This is a genomic window from Enterobacter cloacae complex sp., assembly GCF_900322725.1.
In the GTDB taxonomy this organism is placed as follows: Bacteria; Pseudomonadota; Gammaproteobacteria; order Enterobacterales; family Enterobacteriaceae; genus Enterobacter; species Enterobacter quasihormaechei.
Genome location: NZ_LT991957.1, coordinates 3,394,021 through 3,417,158, shown reverse-complemented (window position 1 = coordinate 3,417,158; position 23,138 = coordinate 3,394,021). Strand labels below are relative to the sequence as shown.

The window sequence follows — 23,138 nt, the reverse complement described above, 5'->3', positions numbered from 1 at the left end:
TCATGACGGATAATCCGAATAAAAAATCGCTGTGGGATAAGATCCACATCGACCCAGCCATGCTGCTGATCCTGCTGGCTCTGCTGGTGTACAGCGCCCTCGTTATCTGGAGCGCCAGCGGCCAGGATATCGGCATGATGGAGCGTAAAATCGGCCAGATCGCCATGGGCCTGGTCATTATGGTGGTGATGGCGCAAATCCCACCGCGCGTGTATGAGGGCTGGGCGCCCTATCTCTATATTTTCTGTATCATTTTGCTGGTGGCGGTAGACGCGTTCGGTGCCATCTCGAAGGGGGCGCAACGCTGGCTGGATCTGGGGATTGTCCGCTTCCAGCCGTCGGAAATTGCCAAAATCGCCGTTCCGCTGATGGTGGCGCGCTTCATTAACCGCGACGTCTGTCCGCCGTCGTTGAAGAATACCGCCATTGCGCTGGTGCTGATTTTCCTCCCGACGCTGCTCGTGGCCGCACAGCCTGACCTCGGTACCTCGATTCTTATCGCCCTCTCCGGCCTGTTCGTTCTGTTCCTGTCCGGCCTGAGCTGGCGACTGATCGGCATCGCGGTGGTCCTGCTGGCTGCCTTCATCCCTATTCTCTGGTTCTTCCTGATGCATGATTACCAGCGCCAGCGCGTGATGATGCTGCTCGATCCCGAGACCGATCCGCTGGGCGCAGGCTATCATATTATTCAGTCGAAGATTGCGATTGGCTCCGGCGGCCTGCGCGGTAAAGGCTGGCTGCACGGTACGCAGTCGCAGCTCGAATTTTTACCGGAACGCCACACCGACTTTATCTTTGCCGTTTTGGCTGAGGAGTTAGGGCTGGTCGGCATCCTGGTGCTGCTTGCACTCTACGTGTTGCTGATCATGCGTGGGCTCTACATTGCCGCGCGTGCGCAGACCACCTTTGGCCGGGTCATGGCGGGTGGGTTAATGTTGATTTTATTCGTTTATGTCTTCGTAAATATTGGTATGGTGAGTGGTATTCTGCCGGTTGTTGGCGTACCGCTGCCGCTGGTGAGTTACGGGGGCTCGGCACTGATCGTGTTGATGGCCGGGTTTGGTATCGTGATGTCGATCCATACCCACAGGAAAATGTTGTCCAAAAGCGTATAAAAATAAGGGGATCGCAATGCGTAAGCAGTGGCTGGGTATCTGCATCGCAGCAAGTTTACTTGCCGCCTGTACAAGTGATGATGGTCAGCAACAGGCAACCGTCGCGCCGCCGCAGCCTGCGGTCTGTAATGGCCCGATTGTTGAAATTAGCGGTGCCGATCCCGTTTATGAACCGCTGAACGCCAGCGTGAATCAGGATTATCAGCGCGACGGTAAAAGCTATAAAATCGTTCAGGATCCTTCCCGCTTCAGCCAGGCGGGATTTGCTGCCATCTATGATGCTGAGCCAGGCAGCAACCTGACCGCCTCAGGTGAAACTTTCGATCCGATGCAGATCACGGCGGCACACCCGACGCTGCCCATCCCGAGCTATGCGCGCATCACTAACCTGGCGAACGGCCGAATGATCGTGGTGCGCATCAACGATCGTGGCCCTTACGGCAACGATCGCGTGATTTCCCTGTCGCGCGCGGCGGCCGATCGTCTGAACACCTCCAATAATACGAAAGTGCGTATCGACCCGATTATCGTGGCGCAGGACGGTTCGCTGTCTGGACCAGGCACAGCCTGTACCACGGTGGCGAAGCAAACCTACGCCCTGCCCGCTCGCCCGGATCTGAGCGGTGGTATGGGGGGCGCGTCAACGCCGGCAGAGCCCGCACAGCCGCAGGGTGAAGTGCGCGCCATCAGCAACGATACGCTGCAAAGTGAAGATGCGACAGGCGCCCCGGTGAAAAGCAGCGGCTTCCTTGGCGCACCCACCACCTTAGCGTCGGGCGTGATTGAAACGAATGAACCTGCTCCAGCGCCTGCGCCTGTCGTTACTGCGCCCGCAGCACAACCCGCCCCGGTAACTGCGCCGGCTGCGACGCAGACTGCTGCGCCTGCGGCGGCGAGCGGCAGCTACGTGGTTCAGGTTGGCGCCGTCAGCGATCGGACGCGTGCAGAGCAGTATCAGCAGCGCTTAAGCCAGCAGTTTGGCGTGCCAGGGCGCGTTGAGCAAAACGGTGCGGTATGGCGTATCCAGATGGGCCCGTTTGCCAGCAAAGCACAGGCCGCGTCCCTGCAACAGCGTTTGCAGAGCGAGGCGCAACTCCAGTCGTTTATCGCTGTTACGAAATAATTAATCGGTGGTATCCGAAATGTCAGTTTGTGTAAACCACGTTAACACTCTCATGATGAAAGTCGGATGCCTGCCCGTATAGCATTTGCTATAGTAAGGCACTTTTTTTAATTCCATCACGGATGTCGTAGTTCTGACCATGAAGACCACTTTTTCTGCTCGTTTTGTGCAGCGCATGGCGCTGACCACGGCCCTTTGCGCTGCTGCGTTCTCCGCCGCTCACGCTGATGACCTGAACATCAAGACCATGATCCCTGGCGTTCCGCAGATCGACGCGGAATCCTACATCCTGATTGATTACAACTCCGGCAAAGTTCTGGCAGAACAGAACGCCGATGTCCGCCGCGATCCGGCCAGCCTGACTAAAATGATGACCAGCTACGTTATCGGCCAGGCGATGAAGGCAGGTAAATTCAAAGAAACCGACCTGGTGACTATCGGTAACGACGCGTGGGCAACCGGTAACCCGGTGTTCAAAGGTTCATCGCTGATGTTCCTGAAGCCAGGCATGCAGGTTCCCGTCTCTCAGCTGATTCGCGGTATTAACTTGCAGTCCGGTAACGACGCCTGCGTGGCAATGGCCGACTTTGCCGCAGGCAGCCAGGACGCGTTTGTGGGTCTGATGAACAGCTACGTCTCCGCGCTGGGCCTGAAAAATACCCACTTCCAGACCGTTCACGGCCTGGATGCGGAAGGCCAGTACAGCTCCGCGCGTGACATGGCGCTGATTGGTCAGGCGCTGATCCGCGATGTGCCAAACGAATACTCTATCTACAAAGAGAAAGAGTTCACCTTCAACGGCATTCGTCAGACCAACCGTAACGGCCTGCTGTGGGATAACAGCCTGAACGTCGACGGCATTAAAACCGGTCACACCGACAAAGCTGGCTATAACCTGGTGGCTTCCGCTACTGAAGGCCAGATGCGTCTGATCTCCGCCGTGATGGGGGGACGCACGTTTAAAGGACGCGAAACAGAAAGCAAAAAACTGCTGACCTGGGGCTTCCGCTTCTTCGAAACCGTGAACCCGCTGAAGGCCGGTAAAGAATTTGCTTCTGAGCCCGTCTGGTTTGGCGATAACGACCGTGCTTCCCTGGGCGTGGACAAAGATCTCTATCTGACAATCCCACGCGGGCGCATGAAAGATCTGAAAGCCAGCTACGTGCTGAATACCACCGAACTGCACGCCCCGCTGCAAAAGAATCAGGTTGTGGGTACCATCAACTTCCAGCTGGATGGCAAAACCATCGATCAGCGCCCACTGGTGGTGCTGGAAGAAATTCCTGAAGGCAATTTCTTCGGCAAAATCATTGATTACATTAAGCTGATGTTCCATCACTGGTTTGGTTAAAAATTGAACACTTGAAAGTGTGATTTTGATCCCCATATACTACGTATCAGTAAAACTCCCGCCCCGTGGCGGGAGTTATTATTTTTTATACACACGCCGGAGCTGACATGAAAACCAAACTTAACGAACTGCTTGAATTCCCTACCCCTTTTACTTACAAAGTAATGGGTCTGGCGAAACCTGAGCTGGTTGATCAGGTGGTTGAAGTGGTACAGCGCCATGCGCCGGGCGACTACTCTCCATCAGTCAAACCGAGCAGCAAAGGTAACTACCACTCGGTCTCAATCACCATTACTGCAACACACATTGAGCAGGTAGAGACGCTGTACGAAGAGCTCGGCAATATCGAAATTGTTCGTATGGTACTGTAGTCCCTCTGCGGTTGCCCGGTTTGCCGGGTAACCCCTTTCCCCGCTGTGATATACTCCCCGTTACCTATTCTCCCTTGTCTTCGGAGACATCCTTTTGTACCAGGATAAAATTCTTGTCCGCCATCTTGGGCTACAGCCTTACGAGCCTGTTTCTCAGGCTATGCATGACTTTACCGATACGCGCGATGACACCACGCCTGACGAAATCTGGCTGGTTGAACACCTGCCGGTGTTCACTCAAGGCCAGGCAGGAAAAGCCGAACATTTATTAATGACGGGCGATATCCCGGTGATCCAGAGCGATCGCGGTGGGCAGGTGACGTACCACGGCCCTGGCCAGCAGGTGATGTATGTTTTGCTTAACCTGAAACGCAGAAAGCTGGGCGTGCGGGAGTTGGTTACCCTACTGGAACAGACCGTGGTGAACACGCTGGCTGAGTATGATATTGACGCTCATCCTCGCGCCGATGCGCCGGGCGTCTATGTTGGAGAGATGAAGATCTGTTCGCTGGGGCTGCGTATTCGTAAAGGCTGCTCGTTCCATGGGCTGGCGTTGAATATCAATATGGATCTGACCCCCTTCCAGCGCATCAACCCGTGTGGGTATGCCGGTATGGAAATGACGCAAATGCGCCAGTGGGTTGATACCGCCACGCCTGACAATATCCGCCCCGTGCTTCTGAAGAACTTTTTAGCGCTGCTTAACAATCCTGCTTACGAATATATTACTGCTTAACACCCATCCGTCAGTGGCTCGATTATTTGACGAGCCACGTCTTAATAAACGCATTTACGCTTTACAATAAACCGCATATTCTATATTTTCGAGTCGCCCATATATTAGCGACCCATATTAATTAGAACCTTAATAGAACCATTACCGGGTATCGTGTAACGTGCGTGACAATCACCCAACTGCTTGTTTTCGATAAACAATGGAAACTTACGAAAGACTTTACTGATCTCTGCAAGCATAATAAATAAATTCAACTATCATTCATATTGTGAATGGATACGGAGTAAGAGCGTGGAGCCTACTAATTTACCAGCCAAACGCCTGAATGAAACTGGCGGCGAAGATAAGCCGCAAATTTTTCGGACTTTACGTAATATTGATCTCAATTTACTGACTATTTTTGAGGCGGTATATGTCCACAAAGGTATCGTTAATGCTGCGAAAATTCTTAATCTCACGCCCTCTGCTATTAGCCAGTCCATTCAAAAATTGCGCGCGATATTTCCCGATCCGTTATTTATTCGTAAAGGCCAGGGCGTAACCCCAACCGCATACGCCACCCATCTGCATGAGTACATCAGTCAGGGCCTGGAGTCGATTCTGGGCGCGCTGGATCTCACCGGCAGTTACGATAAGCAAAGAACCATTACCATAGGCACTTCACCCTCGGTGGGCGTTCTGGTCATGCCGGCTATTTATCAGGCTGTGAAACAGCATGCGCCGCAGCTGCTGATCCGCAACGTGCCCGTAAACGATCCGGAAACACAGCTGGCGCAATTCCAGACGGATCTGATCATCGACAGCAATACCTTCGCGGCCAGAGCATTAGGGCATAACGTTCTTTATTCCGACTCGCTGGCGCTCGTTTGCCGTCAGGCTCACCCTGCGTTAAGCGCACCATTGACGCCAGAAAATCTGCGTCAATACGAACATGCCACGTTTATGGCCGAGGGACAGGGACAAGATCCGCTGCGACAGCGTATTAACGAACTGTTCCCGGACCGTCTGATCAGCTTCAGCAGTTACAATATGTTTACCCTCGCGGCCCTGCTTGGCAGCAGCGATTTGCTCTGTATCATGCCCGTGCGTCTCTTCACTCTGCTGCAAAAGTGCTGGCCGCTGGAGAGCATTCCGCTGAGCCAGCTCGCTACGGAATCTGTTGAAATCTCACTGCATTACAACAAGCTAAGCCTGCGCGATCCGGTCCTGGAAAACGTCATTAACGTGATCCGTCAGGCTTTCTGATCCTGCCTTTCAGCACAAGCCCCTGCCGCATGCGGGGCAAAAGGCACAAAACAACAACTATTTTACAAATTGGCGACCTGGCAGGCTGCTTTCACGCCCCTATAAATGATATACTGCCTGTCGTTCGTTCAAAAATAGTTGATAATTACAACATTCCCTTGAATTGAAACGCTTTCCTTCGATATTCGCAACTGGAACACGCACGCTATGAGTAAACCCATTGTGATGGAACGCGGTGTTAAATACCGCGATGCCGATAAAATGGCCCTTATCCCGGTTAAAAACGTGGCTACAGAGCGCGAGGCGCTGTTAAGAAAACCGGAATGGATGAAAATTAAACTTCCGGCTGACTCTTCGCGTATCCAGGGGATCAAAGCGGCGATGCGCAAAAATGGCCTCCACTCTGTCTGTGAAGAGGCCTCCTGCCCTAACCTTGCTGAATGTTTCAATCACGGTACCGCGACGTTTATGATTCTGGGTGCCATCTGCACCCGCCGCTGTCCGTTCTGTGACGTTGCCCATGGCCGTCCTGTTGCGCCTGACGCAAACGAACCGCAAAAACTGGCGCAGACCATTGCCGATATGGCGCTGCGTTATGTGGTTATCACCTCCGTTGACCGTGACGATCTGCGCGATGGCGGTGCTCAGCATTTTGCTGACTGCATTACCGCCATCCGCGAAAAAAGCCCGAACATTAAGATTGAGACGCTGGTGCCGGACTTCCGTGGCCGAATGGACCGCGCGCTCGATATTCTGACCGCGACGCCTCCAGACGTGTTCAACCATAACCTGGAGAACGTGCCGCGTATCTACCGCCAGGTGCGTCCTGGTGCAGATTACAACTGGTCTCTGAAGCTGCTGGAGCGCTTTAAAGAAGCCCATCCGCATATTCCTACCAAGTCTGGCCTGATGGTGGGTCTGGGTGAAACCAACGCTGAAATTATTGAAGTGATGCGCGATCTGCGCCGCCATGGCGTGACGATGCTGACGCTGGGCCAGTACCTACAGCCGAGCCGTCACCACCTGCCCGTACAGCGTTACGTGAGCCCGGATGAGTTCGATGAAATGAAAGCCGAAGCGATGGCGATGGGCTTTACCCACGCGGCCTGCGGCCCGTTTGTTCGCTCCTCTTATCACGCCGATATGCAGGCGAAAGGCGAAGAAGTTAAATAAACCTGTAAAATTTGCTTACAGTAAAACAAAAAACCGGCCTCGTGAGCCGGTTTTTTTATGCAAGCCTTGCAGCATTGCCATTACTCTTTGTGCGAAAGCTTCTGTGCGGTGATGTCATCTTCGGCACTTTTCTTTGCTGCCGCGTCGTCATCGTTCATTGCTTTCTTAAAGCCCTTAATGGCAGCACCCAGGTCTCCACCCAGCGTGCGTAACTTCTTGGTACCGAACAGCAGGACGACCAGTGCGGCAACCACCAGCAGTTTGGTAATACTAATCTCACCCATAAATACCTTCTTTACATGAAACAGGCTGCATTCAGCGCCAAAGAAACCTGAACGTATTAACGGTCATCAGGCGCGCGCACACAATAGCAATCTGTAACAAGGTGAATCAAGCATTGTTGAAAAAAACATCATATTAATTGCGGTGGCGCAAATCTGCGGTTACGCAGAACAGGTAACTGCTGACGCGCAAGCGCGATTCGGTCTGATGTTATCTCCGTCAGCAGTAGCGCAGGCGACTCCGCCGCCGCCGCAACGGTCACTCCCAGCGGATCAACAACCCTGCTCTGCCCGATATTCCTGTTACCACATTCCCCTGCGGCAACCACATAACAGGTGGTATCCAGCGCGCGTGCGGTCAGCAGCGTGGCCCAGTGATGCTCCTTAAGCGGGCCTCTGACCCACGCGGCGGGCAGCACCAGCACCTCTGCCCCCTGCAATGCCAGGTTCAGCGCCAGCTCGGGAAAACGGATATCGTAGCAGGTCATCAGGCCAACCTTAAAACCGTCCACCTCAATCAGCGGCGGAATACTACTTCCCGGATCGACCAGCCGCGACTCCTGAATGCTGAACGCATCATACAGATGTAGCTTGGCGTAACTCGCGACAATCGCACCTTCACGAATCGCCACCAGCGTGTTCACCGCACGTCCCGGCGTGGAGGGAACATGAATAGTCAAAATGGTGGTGAGCGCGTTGCCAGCGCTCTCGGCCAGAAGTCGTTTCAAAAACGCCCCTTCCAGCATTTGCGCAGATTTGACCGACAGGTCCGGATCGCTATCATCGCGCGCCAGTAACGCTTCCGGAAGCACCAGCAGCGCCGCCCCTTTTTGCGTTGCCTGGTCCATCAGGGAGACGCATTTGCGCGCATTTTCATTCCAGTCCGGCGTCACCGCGAACTGCCCTACTGCTACATACATAATTGTCTCCCGGTTAAAAACAGCGTTACACTCGACGCATTCACACAGCAAACAGCAGGTAATGACAGTGTTACAACTACTTATAGCCGTTTTTATTGGTGGGGGCACGGGTAGCGTTGCGCGGTGGCTCTTAAGCATGCGGTTTAACCCTCTGCATCAGGCCATTCCGATGGGCACACTGGCAGCAAATCTGCTTGGCGCATTTATTATTGGCATGGGGCTGGCGTGGTTCAACCGCATGACTCATATCGACCCGATGTGGAAGGTGCTGATCACGACCGGTTTCTGCGGCGGCTTAACGACGTTTTCGACCTTCTCTGCGGAAGTGGTATTTCTGTTTCAGGAAGGACGGATGGGCTGGGCGCTGACGAATATCGCCGTTAACATGCTTGGCTCGTTTGCGATGACCGCGATCGCATTCTGGTTATTTTCCTCCGCCAGCGGACAGTAAACGCGGCAACCTTAATGTTGGCTTAACTTTTCTCTGTCACTCTTGGCGCAATACTGACTGAGGGTGAAAGCATGAAAGAGAATCTGTTGAGCGCGGGCATGGTACTGCTAAGCGTTGCGATCGTCGCCAGCTTTCTAAAAATCTATCTTATGGGTTGATTCAGAACGAAAAAAACCCGCTCATTGAGCGGGTTTTGAAATTCTTGCTGACGCGTCTGAATTACAGAGCGATTACGTTAGCAGCAGAAGGGCCTTTGGCACCGTTAGTGATTTCGAACTCTACGCGCTGACCTTCAGCCAGAGTTTTGAAACCATTAGACTGGATTGCAGAGAAGTGTACGAACACGTCTTTGCTGCCATCTTCAGGAGTAATGAAACCGAATCCTTTGGACTCATTAAACCACTTAACGTTACCTTTAATCTTAGACATCAAAATTACCTTTACATTAAAAAACGACACAAATGCTGTGTCGGGTATCAGTACAACAATTGTGAGGCGTTTTGTCCAGCGGATCTTTGATAAAAAGTGACAAAAGTCGCGTTAATTTTTGCTGTCCGATTTTTATCCTTTACATTTCAATGCCTGTGCGTTTTTTGGCCGATTCATCACCCAAAATCAGTTAAAACTGGAACCGCATCCAGGCAAAGTAAACGTTACCGTTGTTATACGTACCCGGTATGTAGGTCATCTGAAACGTCGCCGGGCCATAACCGATAGAGGCAAGCGGCAACAGCACCGGGACAGGAATGTATTTCCAGTTATCACGCGCCGTCACCCCTGCCGTATAGCCTAAACCCAGATGGAAATTGTCGTCTGATAACGGACGCCAGGTTTTTTCCCAGCCGTAGCCGCCAATAGGCTCCCATTTGTTGTAGGAGTCCTTAAACGCCATCAGGTACAGGCCATGCCAGTTGCCTTTTTCATCCCAGCGAGACTGACCGAAGCCAGCCCCCCAGGGACGCTCGTTATAACGGTCTGTTTTTTCTTTATCGTAGGCAAAACGGGCGTGCCACGTAATGGCCGGAATATAGAGATCGTAATGCTCGGGTTCCTTCCATGTTTGCGCGACGTTATCCGTGAAGGTCGTAAACCAGCCTTTATCCGCTGTATTACCCTCTGCATTTACAACGGACGCGAACGATAACTGCCCAATAATAAACAATAAAAGAAGGGGGAATTTAAATCGTACAATCACAGTGCCATTACCCTATTTCGTATTCAGTGCAAACCTTAACACAGGATACTTGAATGAACGCTTAACGGCATGGGGGGGAATTCTTAATTAACAATCCGGTGCTGAGAATAGTCTGCGTACCGGAAATCTGCCTGACTGAATAATCGCATGCAGATGGCATATTTAACTCTGATGTAACAATTTATGCTGCGCAGGAATATCCGATACCCTCAGCCGTGGTGCGGTAATCTTCCTGCCGCCATCGCTGCGACGGTACAGCGCCGGGCCGCGGCCAGGGCACGTTCGCGTGCTTCAACGCTTTTCGAAGCGAGATGCTGGGACAAAAGCACGCCACACCCCAAAAAATTAACAATTACATATCAATTTAATGACATATAATCTCTATTCATCTGGTCAATAAGGACATAAGATAAATGACGCAGGATGAGCAAAAATATCATCATCATTGCCTTTAGTCGTCGCTTTCTTGATTTTAATCAGCAAGGACTGGCCATTTATTCGGCACATTTCAGGCTGCTTTTTTATTGATTATTTGTCCTCTCGGGCAGCAAGGATACAGGGGAAATCATGCTTACTTTTCTCGAACTCCTCATTGGAGTCGTGGTCATTGTCGGTGTAGCACGCTACATCATTAAAGGATACTCTGCCACCGGCGTGTTATTTGTCGGCGGCCTTGCGCTGCTCATCATTAGCGCGCTAATGGGTCATCAGGTATTACCCGCCAGTGAAGCCAGCACGGGATATACCGCCACCGATATTGTGGAATATATAAAAATTCTGCTGATGAGCCGCGGCGGCGATCTGGGCATGATGATCATGATGCTCTGCGGTTTTGCCGCCTACATGACCCATATCGGCGCGAATGATATGGTGGTGAAGCTGGCCTCTAAGCCGCTGCAATATATTAACTCCCCCTACCTGCTGATGGTCGCGGCCTATTTCCTGGCCTGCCTGATGTCGTTAGCCGTTTCCTCAGCGACAGGCCTCGGCGTGCTGTTGATGGCGACGTTATTCCCGGTGATGGTTAACGTCGGGATCAGCCGTGGCGCAGCGGCGGCTATTTGCGCCTCTCCGGCGGCGATTATCCTCTCCCCTACTTCCGGTGACGTAGTGCTGGCCGCAAAAGCGGCGGAAATGTCGCTGATTGACTTCGCCTTCAAAACCACGCTGCCGATCTCTATTACCGCTATTCTCGGTATGGGCGTGGCGCACTTCTTCTGGCAGCGCTATCTCGATAAGAAAGAGAACGTCAGCCATGAAATGATGGACGTCAGCGAAATCACCACTACCGCCCCGGCGTTTTATTCTATTCTGCCGTTCACCCCGATTATTGGCGTGCTTATTTTTGACGGCAAATGGGGTCCGCAGCTGCACATCATCACTATCCTGGTGATCTGTATGCTGCTGGCGGCCATCCTCGAATTTGTCCGTGGCTTTAATACCCAGAAAGTGTTCACTGGTCTGGAAGTCGCCTTCCGCGGTATGGCGGACGCCTTCGCGGGCGTGGTAATGCTGCTGGTTGCCGCAGGGGTATTTGCCCAGGGGCTGAGCACCATCGGCTTTATTCAGAGCCTGATCTCTATCGCCACCTCGTTCGGCTCGGCCAGCATTATCCTGATGCTGGTGCTGGTGGTGCTGACCATGCTGGCGGCGATGACCACCGGCTCCGGTAACGCGCCTTTCTACGCCTTTGTTGAGATGATCCCTAAGCTGGCACACACCTCCGGCATCAACCCGGCTTACCTGTCCATTCCAATGCTTCAGGCCTCTAACCTGGGTCGTACCATCTCTCCGGTATCGGGCGTGGTGGTTGCGGTTGCGGGAATGGCAAAAATCTCTCCGTTCGAAGTGGTAAAACGCACGTCAGTGCCGGTGCTGGTTGGTCTGATTATCGTCATTATTGCCACCGAAGTGCTGGTTCCCGGCGCTGCCTAAGCGAAATTCCTGGTTTCCAAAAAGCGCCTGCGGGCGCTTTTTGTGCTTTAATAACCCCCAGAAATTAATCGCGCCCAACCAATCAGGAAAGCAAATGTTCAGGAAGGATATCGTTATCCCGTCTGGCGCAGTAGCGCTTGTACTCTGTGTCTTCTCACTCCAGGCGGACCCTCTTAAAGCCACGCAGTACGGCGATTTCGATCGCTACGTTCTGGCGCTTTCCTGGCAAACCGGATTTTGCCAAAGCATGGTCGAACGTAACCGCGACGAACCGGACGAGTGCCGGCTGCAAAAAGAGAGCAGCAACAAAACCGATTTTCTGACCGTCCACGGCTTATGGCCCGGCCTGCCGAAATCGATCGCTGCTCGCGGCGTGGATGAACGCCGCTGGATGCGCTTCGGCTGCGCCACGCGTCCGGTGCCGAACATGCCGGAAGCAAAAGCCAGCCGCAAATGTGCCGCCGCAGAAACCGGACTATCGCTCTCGGGCGCGGCAAAGCTAAACAGCGTGATGCCCGGCGCGGGCGGCAACTCCTGCCTTGAACGTTATGAATACGCGAAACACGGCGTCTGCTTTGGTTTTGATCCCGACGCCTACTTCGGCACCATGGTGCGCATGAACCAGGAAGTGAAGAGTAGCGCGGTAGGGGAATTTCTGGCGGAGAACTACGGCAAAACCGTACGCCGCAGCGACTTTGATGCCGCCGTGGCCAAAAGCTGGGGGAAGCAGAATGTAAAAGCCTTCAAGCTTACCTGCCATGGCAATCCTGCCTATTTGACCGAAATGCAGATCTTGCTGAAATCCAGCACCATAAACCAGCCGCTCTCTGCCGGCTCCTTTGCTCCGCAGCCGCATCCGGGCAACTGCGGTAAACAGTTCGTCATCGATAAAGCCGGTTACTGATTGTTCCTGCGAGCGTCCGGGCGTACCAGATCGAACCGATGGCTGTCGCTGATGGCGTAGTAGGCCGTCGGTCCACCCGCACGCAGAATGGGCTGCGCTTTTGCGGTCTGGTAAATCCCCTCTTCCAGCAGACTTTCGGCGATGTGGACGCCCACCACTTCGCCGAGCACCAGCCAGGTATCAATCGGCGTCCCGTCCGCGCCGGTAAGCTGAATGCACTGCGATAATCGACACTCGAAATTAACCGGGCTTTCCGCCACGCGCGGCGCGCCCACAAGCTGGCTGGCTACGGGCGTCAGGCCGGCAAAGGTAAATTCATCCTCACCATGAGGCAGCGTGACGGAAGTTTCATTCATCGCCTCGGCCAGATCGCGCGTCGCGAGGTTCCAGACAAACTCACCCGTTTCGGTAATATTCCGCACGCTGTCTTTCCAGCCGTTGCTGGAAAAACCAATGATTGGGGGGCGATAGTTAAAGCAGTTAAAGAAGCTGTACGGGGCCAGGTTCAGCTGTCCGGCCTTATCACTGGATGAGATCCAGCCAATCGGACGCGGGCCGATAATGGCATTCAGCGGGTCGTGCGGCAGGCCGTGCCCCTGAGAAGGTTGGTAAAAGTACATATCGCTCTCTCTACGGTGGGCTGCAAAGCGCATTGCCCGGGTTCGGTCTTCCCAGACTAACGAAATTTCCGTTCAGCGTGAATCGGGGGCCGGGTTTATTGCCAAAAATTCATATGGCGCATGATTGTGACGTTCATCACTTCAAACTTACGGGTTCAGACAGTATCATCAGATAAGTTAAACCCTCGCTGCCAGACGGCGAGGGTTTTCTTTTGGATTGGTTTCTGCGTTACACGCAGCATTAACGACATGGAGTAAAAATGTCCAGACCTACGATTATCATCAATGAACTCGACGCAGAACGTATTGACCGCCTGTTGGAAAAACCAGAATTTGCCTCGCTGCCGGTAGCGGATGCGCTGAACGAGGAGCTGGACCGGGCGCAGATGTGTACGCCTGAAACCATGCCGCATGATGTGGTCACCATGAACAGCCAGGTGAAGTTCCGCAACCTGACGACCGGGGAAGAACTGACCCGCACGCTGGTCTACCCGGCGCAGATGACCGACAGCAGCACGCAGCTTTCGGTGCTGGCCCCCGTGGGCGCGGCGCTGCTTGGGCTGCGCACGGGCGATACCATCCACTGGGAACTCCCGGGCGGCGCCTCGGCCCACCTGGAAGTGCTTGAGCTGCTCTACCAGCCCGAAGCCGCGGGCGATTACCTGCGTTAATCCCTTCTGAACAAGCGACCCCGCTTTGCACAGAGGATGCGTCTGCATCCTCTTTCCGCAAAATCACCCGAGAGTGTCAGTGAGAGGCCTCACACGACGCCGCCGGGGAAAGCATTCACCAGCCCTTTCACCTTCTGCTGTGCGGCCTCCGGGGTATCTGCGCCAGGCACAAGGATCACCTTGCGGCACTCCTCCTCGCGTTTTTCGAAAATCTTATAGGCGCGCTCCGCGTCGGCCAGCGGAAGGTAATGGGTCACAATATCTTCCGGCGTGAGCAGCCCCTTTTCGATGAGCGGCAGCAGCTCTCCCAGCCAGGCATGGACGTGCGTCTGGCCCATCTTAAAGCTCAGCCCCTTATCGAAGGCATCGCCAAACAGGAAGCCGTGAATAAACCCGGCATATACGCCCGGCACGCTGACCACGCCACCGCGTCGCACCGCCGCAATGCACTGGCGCAAGGCTTTGCCGCTGCTGCCTTCAATTTTCAGGTTACTGAGGATCGTTTCCGTCGTGCTGCCTTTGGCCTCAAACCCAACGGCATCAATGACCGCATCTACCCCGCGCTGCCCGGCCGTTTGCTCAATGATTTTCTCCGCCGCGTCGTTATCGTCATCAAAGTTAATCGGGATGGCGCCATAGCGCTCCTGAGCAAACCGCAGCCGGTAAGGGTGATGGTCAACCACGAAAATCTGCTCTGCGCCAAGCAGACGCGCGCAGGCAATGGTCAGTAGCCCCACCGGTCCGGCCCCGAATACGGCGACGCTGGAGCCTTTCTGGATCTGGGCGTTTTTCGCCGCCTGCCAGGCGGTTGGCAGAATATCGGACAGGAAAAGCGCTTTGTCATCAGACAACAACTGCGGCACTTTAAACGGCCCCACGTTACCTTTCGGCACGCGCACGTACTCAGCCTGTCCGCCCGGCACGCCGCCGTAGAGATGGCTGTAGCCAAACAGCGCCGCAGGAGCGGGAATTTGCTTTTTGTTCAGCGCCGCGCCCTGCCCGCGGTTCGTGTTTTCGCAGGCCGCGTACTGCTGCATCTGACAAAAAAAGCAGTCGCCGCAGGCGATCACAAACGGGATCACCACCCGGTCGCCTTTCTGCACGTTTTTCACCTCGCTTCCGCACTCCACCACTTCGCCCATAAATTCATGACCAAAGATATCGCCGTGCTGGACCTTGGGAATTTTTCCGCGATAAAGATGCAGATCAGAACCACAGATCGCCGTGGCCGTTACGCGCAGGATGATATCGTCTGGCTGTTCAATGCCCGGGTCAGGCACGTTATCAACCCGAACATGGTGTGGACCGTGATAGGTGAGAGCTTTCATGCAACCTCCGAAAGGGTGTGGGTTAGCTTATAAAAGGGTAGCTACCCCACGGGATCTGCCCCGGAATCCGGCTGTTTTGAGATTTATCCTGGCGAAATGAAAAAGTGCTGTCGGGATTACAGAAACCATTTATATTTTGTGGTTGAATGATTTCAGCGTTTATAAACAAGGAGAAACGGTTATGTATCAAACAATCATTATGCCGGTTGATGTTTTCGAAATGGAACTGAGTGATAAAGCTGTACGTCACGCGGAATTTCTCGCGCAGCAGGACGGAATTATTCATCTTCTGCATGTCTTACCGGGCTCTGCCAGCCTGAGCCTGCACCGCTTTGCTGCCGACGTGCGTCGTTTTGAAGAGCATTTACAGCACGAAGCCGAAACGCGCCTGCAAACCATGGTCGGGCATTTCAGCATCGATCCTTTCCGCATTAAAACTCACGTTCGCTTCGGCAGCGTTCGCGACGCCGTCAACGAGCTGGCCGCGGAGCTGAATGCGGACGTAGTGGTGATCGGTTCGCGTAATCCTTCCATCACCACGCACCTGCTGGGATCGAACGCGTCCAGCGTGATCCGCCACACCCACATTCCGGTGATGGTCGTCAGATAAAAAAAGAGGCCACCTTCTGGTGGCCTCTTGCATTGCAGGTATAGTCTTGCTTTCTTTTGTTATGCGGTTTTGGTGCGGATCAGGTAATCAAACGAGCTCAGCGACGCTTTCGCACCTTCGCCGGTGGCGATGATGATCTGCTTGTACGGCACGGTGGTGCAGTCGCCCGCCGCAAATACCCCTTTCACGCTGGTTTCGCATTTCGCATCAATGATGATCTCGCCCATGCGGTTGCGCTCAATCGCGCCTTCCAGCCAGGTGGTGTTTGGCAGCAGACCAATCTGAACGAAGATCCCCGCCAGCGGTACACTGTGGATATCGCCGCTCACGCGGTCGCGGTATTCCAGACCGGTCACCTTGCTGCCGTCGCCTTTCACTTCCGTCGTCTGGGCATTCAGCACAATGTCGACGTTATTCAGGCTACGCACTTTGTCCTGCAACACCTGGTCCGCTTTCATCTCTGGGGCGAATTCGAGCAGGGTAACGTGTTCAACAATCCCCGCCAGATCGATAGCTGCTTCCACGCCGGAGTTACCGCCGCCGATCACCGCTACGCGTTTGCCTTTGAACAGCGGGCCGTCGCAGTGTGGGCAGTAGGTCACGCCTTTGGTGCGATACTGATCTTCACCCGGCACGTTCATGTTGCGCCATTTCGCGCCGGTGGCAATGATCACGCTGCGCGCTTTCAGCACCGCGCCAGAGGCGGTTTCAATCTGGTGTAAGCCACCTTCTACCGCCGCCGGAACCAGTTTGCTGGCGCTCTGGCTGTCGATGACGTCCACAGCGTAATCGCTGACGTGCGCCTTCAACGCACCGGCCAGCTTCTGACCTTCGGTTTTCGGCACGGAAATGTAGTTTTCGATGTCTACCGTATCGAGCACCTGACCACCGAAACGCTCGCCCATCAGGCCGGTGCGGATCCCTTTACGTGCGGAGTAAACCGCTGCCGCCGCGCCCGCAGGGCCGGAACCGACAATCAACACATCGTACGCATCGCGTTTGTTCAGCTCTTCCGCCGCGCGTTTTTCCGCGCCGGTATCCACTTTCGCGACGATTTCCGTCAGCGTCATGCGGCCCTGACCGAACTCCTGACCGTTCAGATACACCGCCGGAACGCCCATCACGTTGCGATCGGTGATTTCATTCTGGAACGTGCCGCCGTCAATCGCCGTATGCTTGATGCGCGGGTTCAGAACCGACATCAGGTTGAGCGCCTGCACCACGTCCGGACAGTTGTGGCAGGAGAGCGAATAATAGGTTTCAAACTCAAAATCACCGTCGATATCGCGGATCTGCTCCAGCAGGGTCTGCGCTTCTTTAGACGGATGACCACCGGTCCACAGCAGCGCCAGCACCAGTGAGGTAAATTCATGTCCCAGCGGAGAGCCGGCAAAACGCGGTCCCTTGTCCGAGCCCGGGTTAGTAATCAGGAAAGAAGGTTTACGAACCGCAAGCGAATTGTCTTCTTTGAAGGTCACTTTCGGCGACAGCTCAGCGATCTCTGCCAGCAGCTCTTTGATTTCTGCCGATTTCGCGCTGTCGTCCAGCGTGGCAATCAGCTCAACGGGTTTGGTCAGTTTCTCAAGGTAGGCCTTGAGCTGGGTTTTCATATTGGTGTCGAGCATGGTTCTTCCCTCTCTTAAGACGTCATCATGCAAGCTGCCTTTGCGGGCGGCCTGAATGCAACTTGCATCATGGTGCTGGAATGAAATGGGCGCGGGTGCGCCCATTGATTACCGGAGGCACTTCGTTTACCCGGCCTACGATACCGTAGGCCTGTGCAAGCACAGCGCCGCCAGGCTTTACAGACTTAGATCTTGCCGACCAGGTCTAAAGATGGCGCCAGAGTTGCTTCGCCTTCTTTCCATTTCGCCGGGCACACTTCACCTGGGTGAGAAGCTACGTACTGAGCCGCTTTCACTTTACGCAGCAGGTCAGATGCATCACGGCCGATACCTTCAGCGGTAACTTCGATAGCCTGGATAATACCCTGCGGGTCAACAACGAAGGTTGCACGGTCTGCCAGGCCTTCATCTTCACGCATGTTGTCGAAGTTACGGGTCAGGGCGCCAGTCGGGTCGCCGATCATCGCGTATTTGATTTTCGCGATAGTTTCAGAGCTGCTGTGCCACGCTTTGTGAGTGAAGTGGGTATCGGTAGACACTGAGTAAACGTCTACGCCCAGCTTTTGCAGTTCGTCGTAATGGTCAGCAACGTCGCCCAGTTCAGTCGGGCAAACGAAGGTGAAGTCAGCCGGATAGAAGAAGAAGACGCTCCAGCGACCTTCAGTATCTTTCTCGGTAACTTCAATGAACTCACCGTTTTTGAACGCCTGGTTTTTGAATGGTTTAATTTTGGTGTTAATCAAGGACATCTGTACTTCCTCCGTGTTTTCGTTGAGATGTAAGGTAACCAACTTTGCTCATCGGGGCTAATGCGTATGCTTTATCAAATCAATCAGCCAAACCTTACAACGGCAACAAGACAGCAAGGTGAACTCTTTACAGGAAAGCCTGAAAGTAAAAAGGCCGCCTCAACGGGCGGCCCTGATACCTGAATTCCCCGCAGGTACATTCAGTGCCAGCCGAAGCTGGCGTTACGTTGCGCTCTACTTACCTTGTATCAAGGCGGTAACAGCACCCTGATTACACCACCCGTACAGGCATTGAGCAATCCTTAACAGGGGCATTCCTGTCTATGGCTCTGATAGGTTTAACCGAACAGTCATCCGACCTGACTAAATCATAACGGGTGATGAATAAGAGGCAATATATAAATGTCAATTACCCTTTAATTTATTATCGCTCTGTTCAAAGATAAAATTATCTTAATCACATCTGAAGTTCTATTTCATTAATGCGACAGCGTGATATATTAAGATGACTTAAATATCTTTTTAAGTCGTTAACCAAAAGGATTGTAAATGGTTAGCTTTAATCTATAGTTATCAACAATATGTCATACCCGCACACACGGCACAGTCAGGATGAAACATGGCAAACCTTTACGATCTTAAAAAGTTCGATCTTAACCTGTTAGTTATTTTTGAATGCATTTATCAACATCTTAGCATCAGTAAAGCAGCGGAAATGCTTTATATCACCCCTTCCGCGGTAAGCCAGTCGCTTCAGCGCCTGCGTGGACAACTGAACGATCCGCTGTTTATTCGTTCCGGTAAAGGCATCACCCCGACGACCGTTGGCATCAATCTGCACCAGCATCTTGAGAAAAACCTCAACCAGATAGAGCAGACCATCAACCTGATGCACGATGCCGACATCAAAAAGAAGTTTGTGATTTATTGCTCGCAGATGGTCTCTCCGGGCTACCTTTATGAACCCATCCGGCTGCTGATGTCTCAGGAAAATTACGAGGTAGAACAACGCGATATGCTCGTTTCGGCAGAGTCTGCGGAGGATTTACTGGCCTACCGCAAAGCCGACCTGATCTTTACCGTTTCGCCGGTCAACAGCCGCGCCGTGGTGTGCTCTCACTTCGTGACGATTCCGTCTGTGCTGTTTTGTCGCCAGGATCATTCGCGCCTTGACGGCGAGGTCACGCTGGACCTGCTAAAGCAGGAGAAATTTACCTTCTACCAGAGCACTAATCCGGGTATTAAGGAGCTTCAGGGCCGTGCATCGGACATTTATCCTGACAGAAATATCGCCTTTCGCACGGACTCCATGAGCTCGTTTGTCTCTATGGTCAGCATGTCGGACCTGTTAGGGTATATCCCGCTTTCTATTTTTGAAACGTATAAATCATCGCTCGGGTTAAAACGGCTTATCCCTCCGTTTGAATTACCGGATATTCCTATTTATATGCTGTACAATCGCTCGTCGCTGAACAGCACCGTTTTTTCAACATTCATTGAAAAAATGCATAAGCTGGCGCATTAACCGTATCAATATAATGAACCACCGCCGCCCGTGAGCAGGCGCACGATATAGCAATGATGACTTGTGAATACAGACAGATAATACGATTATTGGCGTTCAATAATGTAAAAAGTCTTCAATACGCAGGACGCGATTCATCATGTCTCTCTATAAATTACCGCTTCAGGAAAATGTTCTGGAGGCGTCTACAGAACGCATAAACTGGACGCTTCAGAACCTGACGCGGGTCTGCGTCTCTTTTTCTGGCGGAAAAGATTCAACGGTTATGCTCCACCTTGTCGCGCAGCAGGCGCGGCGCTTAAAGCGAAAAATCGACGTGCTTTTTCTGGATTGGGAAGCACAGTTTTCAAGCACTATCGAGCACATCGAAAACATGCGTGTGCTGTATCAGGACGTTATCCATCACTTCTGGTGGGTGGCTCTGCCGATCACCACGCAAAATGCGCTGTCCCAGTTTCAGCCCGAATGGCAGTGCTGGGAGCCGGGCACCCGCTGGGTTCGCCTGCCGCCTGAAGATGCCATTACCGACCCTCAGTACTTCGCTTTTTATCAGCAGGGAATGACCTTCGAAGCCTTCGTCCGGGACTTTGCCGAATGGTATGCGCGAAGGCGCCCCGCCGCAGTGATGGTGGGCATCCGCGCCGATGAATCTTACAACCGCTTTCTTGCTATCGCCTCCGCCCGCAAGCAGCGCTTTTCCGATGACAAACCCTGGACAACCGTCGCGCCCGGCGGGCATGCCTGGTATATCTATCCTCTTTACGACTGGAAAACCGCCGACATCTGGACCTGGTTTGCCAAATCCGGCTGTCCCTATAACACACTCTACGACCTGATGTACCAGGCCGGCGTGCCGCCGCGCTATATGCGCATCTGTGAGCCCTTTGGCCCCGAGCAGCGCCAGGGGTTATGGCTCTACCACGTCGTGGAGCCCGATCGCTGGGCCGCCATGTGCGAACGCGTAAGCGGCGTGCGCAGCGGCGGGATCTACGCCGGGCACGACAACCACTTTTACGGCCACAGGAAGATCCTCAAGCCCGACCACCTGAGCTGGCGCCAATACGCCATGCTGTTGCTCAACAGCATGCCGCAAACGACCGCTGAACATTACCGCAATAAGGTCGCGGTGTACCTGCACTGGTATCAGAAGCGCGGGATGGCGGATATCCCCGAAACGCAGGAGGGCGATATTGGCGCGAAGGATATCCCCTCATGGCGGCGGATATGCAAGGTTCTGCTGAATAACGATTACTGGTGTCGGGCGCTCTCGTTTAGCCCAAACAAACCCAGGCACTATCAGCGCTACAGCGAACGAATGAAATCAAAACGCAAGGAGTGGGGAATTTTATGCAACAACGAATAATCAGCGAAATGGAAGCGTACCTTCAGACGTTAAGCGATGAGAAAAGAATTGACGCTATCAATGCGTTTCGCCAGGCCATCCATCAGCTCAGCCCGTTTCGCGATCAGCCCGTCGACTGCGTGCTGTGGATCAGGCAGGACGACATCAGCGCCAACGACTACAACCCCAACAACGTGGCGCCACCGGAAAAACGGCTGCTCAGCAAATCGCTGGAGCTGGACGGCTTTACCCAGCCCATCGTGGTGACAGAAAGCGAGCCGGCGCACTATGAAATCGTGGACGGATTCCATCGCCACGAAATCGGCAAAAGCAGGGCCGCGCTGAAGCGCCAGCTCAGGGGCTATCTGCCCGTCACCTGCCTGCGCAAAGATCGTCAGCAAAAGCTTGATCGGATGGCGGCCACCATTCGCCATAACCGCGCGCGGGGACGCCACCAGATTAACGCCATGTCCGACATTGTGCGGGAACTGGCCCAGCTAGGCTGGAACGACGAAAAAATCGGTAAGGAGCTGGGGATGGACGGCGACGAGGTGCTGCGCCTCAAACAGATCAACGGCCTGCTGGAGCTGTTTGCAGACCGTCGCTATTCCGAAGCCTGGACGGTGAAATAGTCAGAGCGTCGCCAGACGCTCCGCCGCCGCCAGCAGCGTCGATTCCTGCTTCGCAAAGCACAGGCGAATCAGCTTGTGCGGGAAGGGATCGGCGCAGAACACCGACAGCGGAATGGCCGCCACGCCCACCTCCTTCGTCAGCCACCGGCAAAAACTGACGTCGTCCAGATCGGATATCGCGCTGTAGTCCGCCAGCAGGAAGTAGGTCCCTTCGCAGGGCAGGATTTCCAGGCGGCTTTTGCCGAGCGCGGCCACGAACAGATCCCGACGCGCGCGGTAAAAATCCGGCAGCTCGCGATAGTGCTGCGGTTCACTGCGCAGCATGTCCGCCAGCGCCAGCTGGGCGGGCGTGTTGACCGCAAAGGTCAGGTACTGGTGCACCTTACGCAGCTCCGCGCTGATGGCCGCCGGGGCCACGCAGTACCCCACTTTCCAGCCGGTCATATGGTAAGTCTTCCCGAATGACGACACCGCAACCGCGCGCTCGCGAAGCTGCGGATGGGCCAGCACGCTGGCGTGCCCTTCCGCCGCAAAGCAGATGTGTTCGTAGACTTCATCGCTCAGGACGTAAATTTCCCGCTCGGCGATGGCCTGCCACAGCGCGGCAAAATCGGCCTGTTGCCACACCGTCGCCGACGGATTATGCGGGGTGTTCAGGATCACCAGACGAGTTTTATCACTCAGCAGCGCGGCGAACGCCTGCCAGTCAGGACGAAAGTGCGGCGGCTGGAGCGCCACGCGCTTCACCACGCCACCGGAGAGTTCAACCGCAGGCGCATAGCTGTCGTAGCTCGGGTCAAAGCAGATCACTTCATCCCCAACGCGCACCAGCGCGGTAATGGCCGCATAGAGCGCTTCGGTCGCCCCTGCGGTCACCGTGATATCGCTGTTCGCATCGGGCTGATAGCCATACAGCGCCGCCGTTTTGTCGGCAATGGCTTCCCGCAGCGCCTGCACGCCGGTCATCGGCGCATACTGATTCGCCCCCTGCGCCACGTGGTGTGCCAGACGTTCCTGTAGATATTCCGGACCGTCAAAATCGGGGAACCCCTGCGAGAGGTTAATGGCGTTGTGCTGCTGCGCCAGGGCGCTCATCTGCGTAAAGATGGTGGTACCGAGGTTAGGAAGTTTACTCTGCGGGATCAATGCGTTATTGCTCATGTTGTCGTGCCTGCTTGTAATACTTATGTTGCTGCCACTATAACACGATGTTAATCTTTGGCAATCAAGACGCTT

At 54.0% G+C, this 23,138-nt stretch carries 24 protein-coding genes; 15 read left to right on the top strand and 9 right to left on the bottom strand.

What is annotated here, in order from left to right; genetic code table 11:
• Positions 1-2: 2 nt before the first annotated feature.
• The 7 genes from mrdB (at position 3) to lipA (ending at position 7,114) form a co-directional block, all read left to right on the top strand.
• The gene (gene mrdB, locus DBR02_RS16825) at positions 3-1,115 is read left to right on the top strand and encodes a peptidoglycan glycosyltransferase MrdB (RefSeq protein WP_048966702.1); all 1,113 of its coding nucleotides are present in this window, start codon (positions 3-5) and stop codon (positions 1,113-1,115) included.
• 16 nt (positions 1,116-1,131) lie between these two features.
• Complete coding sequence (gene rlpA / locus DBR02_RS16820; protein ID WP_107534919.1) at positions 1,132-2,238, top strand: endolytic peptidoglycan transglycosylase RlpA; 1,107 nt, start codon at positions 1,132-1,134, stop codon at positions 2,236-2,238.
• A 139-nt stretch (positions 2,239-2,377) separates the two neighbouring features.
• A complete protein-coding gene (gene dacA, locus DBR02_RS16815; RefSeq protein WP_063866078.1) occupies positions 2,378-3,589 on the top strand; it encodes a D-alanyl-D-alanine carboxypeptidase DacA in 1,212 nt (403 codons plus the stop codon).
• 107 nt (positions 3,590-3,696) lie between these two features.
• Complete coding sequence (ybeD, locus tag DBR02_RS16810; RefSeq protein ID WP_003858718.1) at positions 3,697-3,960, top strand: DUF493 family protein YbeD; 264 nt, start codon at positions 3,697-3,699, stop codon at positions 3,958-3,960.
• A 94-nt stretch (positions 3,961-4,054) separates the two neighbouring features.
• The gene (gene lipB / locus DBR02_RS16805) at positions 4,055-4,696 is read left to right on the top strand and encodes a lipoyl(octanoyl) transferase LipB (RefSeq protein WP_063866077.1); all 642 of its coding nucleotides are present in this window, start codon (positions 4,055-4,057) and stop codon (positions 4,694-4,696) included.
• 291 nt (positions 4,697-4,987) lie between these two features.
• Entirely contained in the window at positions 4,988-5,941 is a 954-nt protein-coding gene (locus tag DBR02_RS16800; protein ID WP_107534918.1) for a YbeF family transcriptional regulator, read from the top strand.
• Positions 5,942-6,148: 207 nt separating this feature from the next.
• Entirely contained in the window at positions 6,149-7,114 is a 966-nt protein-coding gene (lipA, locus tag DBR02_RS16795) for a lipoyl synthase (protein WP_006809637.1), read from the top strand.
• Between the two features lie 80 nt (positions 7,115-7,194).
• Here the strand turns inward: lipA and tatE are convergent, their stop codons facing one another.
• Complete coding sequence (tatE, locus tag DBR02_RS16790; protein WP_003858723.1) at positions 7,195-7,398, bottom strand: twin-arginine translocase subunit TatE; 204 nt, start codon at positions 7,396-7,398, stop codon at positions 7,195-7,197.
• A gap of 128 nt (positions 7,399-7,526) precedes the next feature.
• The gene (locus DBR02_RS16785) at positions 7,527-8,315 is read right to left on the bottom strand and encodes a deaminated glutathione amidase (protein WP_107534917.1); all 789 of its coding nucleotides are present in this window, start codon (positions 8,313-8,315) and stop codon (positions 7,527-7,529) included.
• Between the two features lie 67 nt (positions 8,316-8,382).
• Between DBR02_RS16785 and crcB the strand changes: the two genes are divergently transcribed.
• On the top strand, positions 8,383-8,766 hold the full coding sequence (gene crcB, locus DBR02_RS16780; protein WP_063449384.1) for a fluoride efflux transporter CrcB: 384 nt from the start codon (positions 8,383-8,385) through the stop codon (positions 8,764-8,766).
• Between the two features lie 219 nt (positions 8,767-8,985).
• Here crcB and cspE read toward each other — a convergent pair whose 3' ends face one another.
• The gene (gene cspE / locus DBR02_RS16775; RefSeq protein WP_002439184.1) at positions 8,986-9,195 is read right to left on the bottom strand and encodes a transcription antiterminator/RNA stability regulator CspE; all 210 of its coding nucleotides are present in this window, start codon (positions 9,193-9,195) and stop codon (positions 8,986-8,988) included.
• Between the two features lie 190 nt (positions 9,196-9,385).
• A complete protein-coding gene (gene pagP, locus DBR02_RS16770; RefSeq protein ID WP_226848011.1) occupies positions 9,386-9,928 on the bottom strand; it encodes a lipid IV(A) palmitoyltransferase PagP in 543 nt (180 codons plus the stop codon).
• 600 nt (positions 9,929-10,528) lie between these two features.
• Between pagP and dcuC the strand changes: the two genes are divergently transcribed.
• A complete protein-coding gene (gene dcuC, locus DBR02_RS16765; RefSeq protein WP_064910849.1) occupies positions 10,529-11,896 on the top strand; it encodes an anaerobic C4-dicarboxylate transporter DcuC in 1,368 nt (455 codons plus the stop codon).
• 94 nt (positions 11,897-11,990) lie between these two features.
• A complete protein-coding gene (gene rna, locus DBR02_RS16760; RefSeq protein WP_107534916.1) occupies positions 11,991-12,800 on the top strand; it encodes a ribonuclease I in 810 nt (269 codons plus the stop codon).
• Here rna and DBR02_RS16755 read toward each other — a convergent pair.
• The gene (locus DBR02_RS16755) at positions 12,794-13,420 is read right to left on the bottom strand and encodes a flavin reductase family protein (RefSeq protein ID WP_107534915.1); all 627 of its coding nucleotides are present in this window, start codon (positions 13,418-13,420) and stop codon (positions 12,794-12,796) included. The two genes, rna and DBR02_RS16755, sit on opposite strands and share 7 nt — an antisense overlap.
• A 260-nt stretch (positions 13,421-13,680) precedes the next feature.
• Here DBR02_RS16755 and rnk point away from each other — a divergent pair, with 260 nt between their 5' ends.
• Complete coding sequence (gene rnk, locus DBR02_RS16750; RefSeq protein WP_006809650.1) at positions 13,681-14,091, top strand: nucleoside diphosphate kinase regulator; 411 nt, start codon at positions 13,681-13,683, stop codon at positions 14,089-14,091.
• 89 nt (positions 14,092-14,180) lie between these two features.
• Here the strand turns inward: rnk and DBR02_RS16745 are convergent, their stop codons facing one another.
• Positions 14,181-15,419, bottom strand: a complete 1,239-nt coding sequence (locus DBR02_RS16745; protein ID WP_015571156.1) for a zinc-dependent alcohol dehydrogenase — start codon at positions 15,417-15,419, stop codon at positions 14,181-14,183.
• A 181-nt stretch (positions 15,420-15,600) separates the two neighbouring features.
• On the opposite strand from DBR02_RS16745, the gene uspG reads away from it, so the two are divergent.
• On the top strand, positions 15,601-16,029 hold the full coding sequence (gene uspG / locus DBR02_RS16740) for a universal stress protein UspG (protein WP_107534914.1): 429 nt from the start codon (positions 15,601-15,603) through the stop codon (positions 16,027-16,029).
• A gap of 59 nt (positions 16,030-16,088) precedes the next feature.
• Here the strand turns inward: uspG and ahpF are convergent, their stop codons facing one another.
• Together ahpF and ahpC are read right to left on the bottom strand one after the other, a co-directional pair.
• Positions 16,089-17,654, bottom strand: a complete 1,566-nt coding sequence (ahpF, locus tag DBR02_RS16735; RefSeq protein ID WP_107534913.1) for an alkyl hydroperoxide reductase subunit F — start codon at positions 17,652-17,654, stop codon at positions 16,089-16,091.
• A gap of 185 nt (positions 17,655-17,839) precedes the next feature.
• The gene (gene ahpC, locus DBR02_RS16730) at positions 17,840-18,403 is read right to left on the bottom strand and encodes an alkyl hydroperoxide reductase subunit C (RefSeq protein WP_008501015.1); all 564 of its coding nucleotides are present in this window, start codon (positions 18,401-18,403) and stop codon (positions 17,840-17,842) included.
• Between the two features lie 619 nt (positions 18,404-19,022).
• Here ahpC and citR point away from each other — a divergent pair.
• The 3 genes from citR to DBR02_RS16715 all read left to right on the top strand — a co-directional run bounded on the left by citR (position 19,023) and on the right by DBR02_RS16715 (position 21,902).
• Positions 19,023-19,928 (top strand): DNA-binding transcriptional repressor CitR, encoded by a 906-nt coding sequence (gene citR / locus DBR02_RS16725; protein WP_107534912.1) that lies wholly within the window; start codon positions 19,023-19,025, stop codon positions 19,926-19,928.
• 139 nt (positions 19,929-20,067) lie between these two features.
• Positions 20,068-21,291, top strand: a complete 1,224-nt coding sequence (locus tag DBR02_RS16720; protein WP_107534911.1) for a phosphoadenosine phosphosulfate reductase — start codon at positions 20,068-20,070, stop codon at positions 21,289-21,291.
• On the top strand, positions 21,276-21,902 hold the full coding sequence (locus tag DBR02_RS16715; RefSeq protein WP_107534910.1) for an IbrB-like domain-containing protein: 627 nt from the start codon (positions 21,276-21,278) through the stop codon (positions 21,900-21,902). Before DBR02_RS16720 ends, DBR02_RS16715 begins: the two co-directional genes overlap by 16 nt.
• Here DBR02_RS16715 and DBR02_RS16710 read toward each other — a convergent pair whose 3' ends face one another.
• Complete coding sequence (locus tag DBR02_RS16710) at positions 21,903-23,063, bottom strand: pyridoxal phosphate-dependent aminotransferase (RefSeq protein ID WP_107534909.1); 1,161 nt, start codon at positions 23,061-23,063, stop codon at positions 21,903-21,905.
• Between the last annotated feature and the right edge of the window lie 75 nt (positions 23,064-23,138).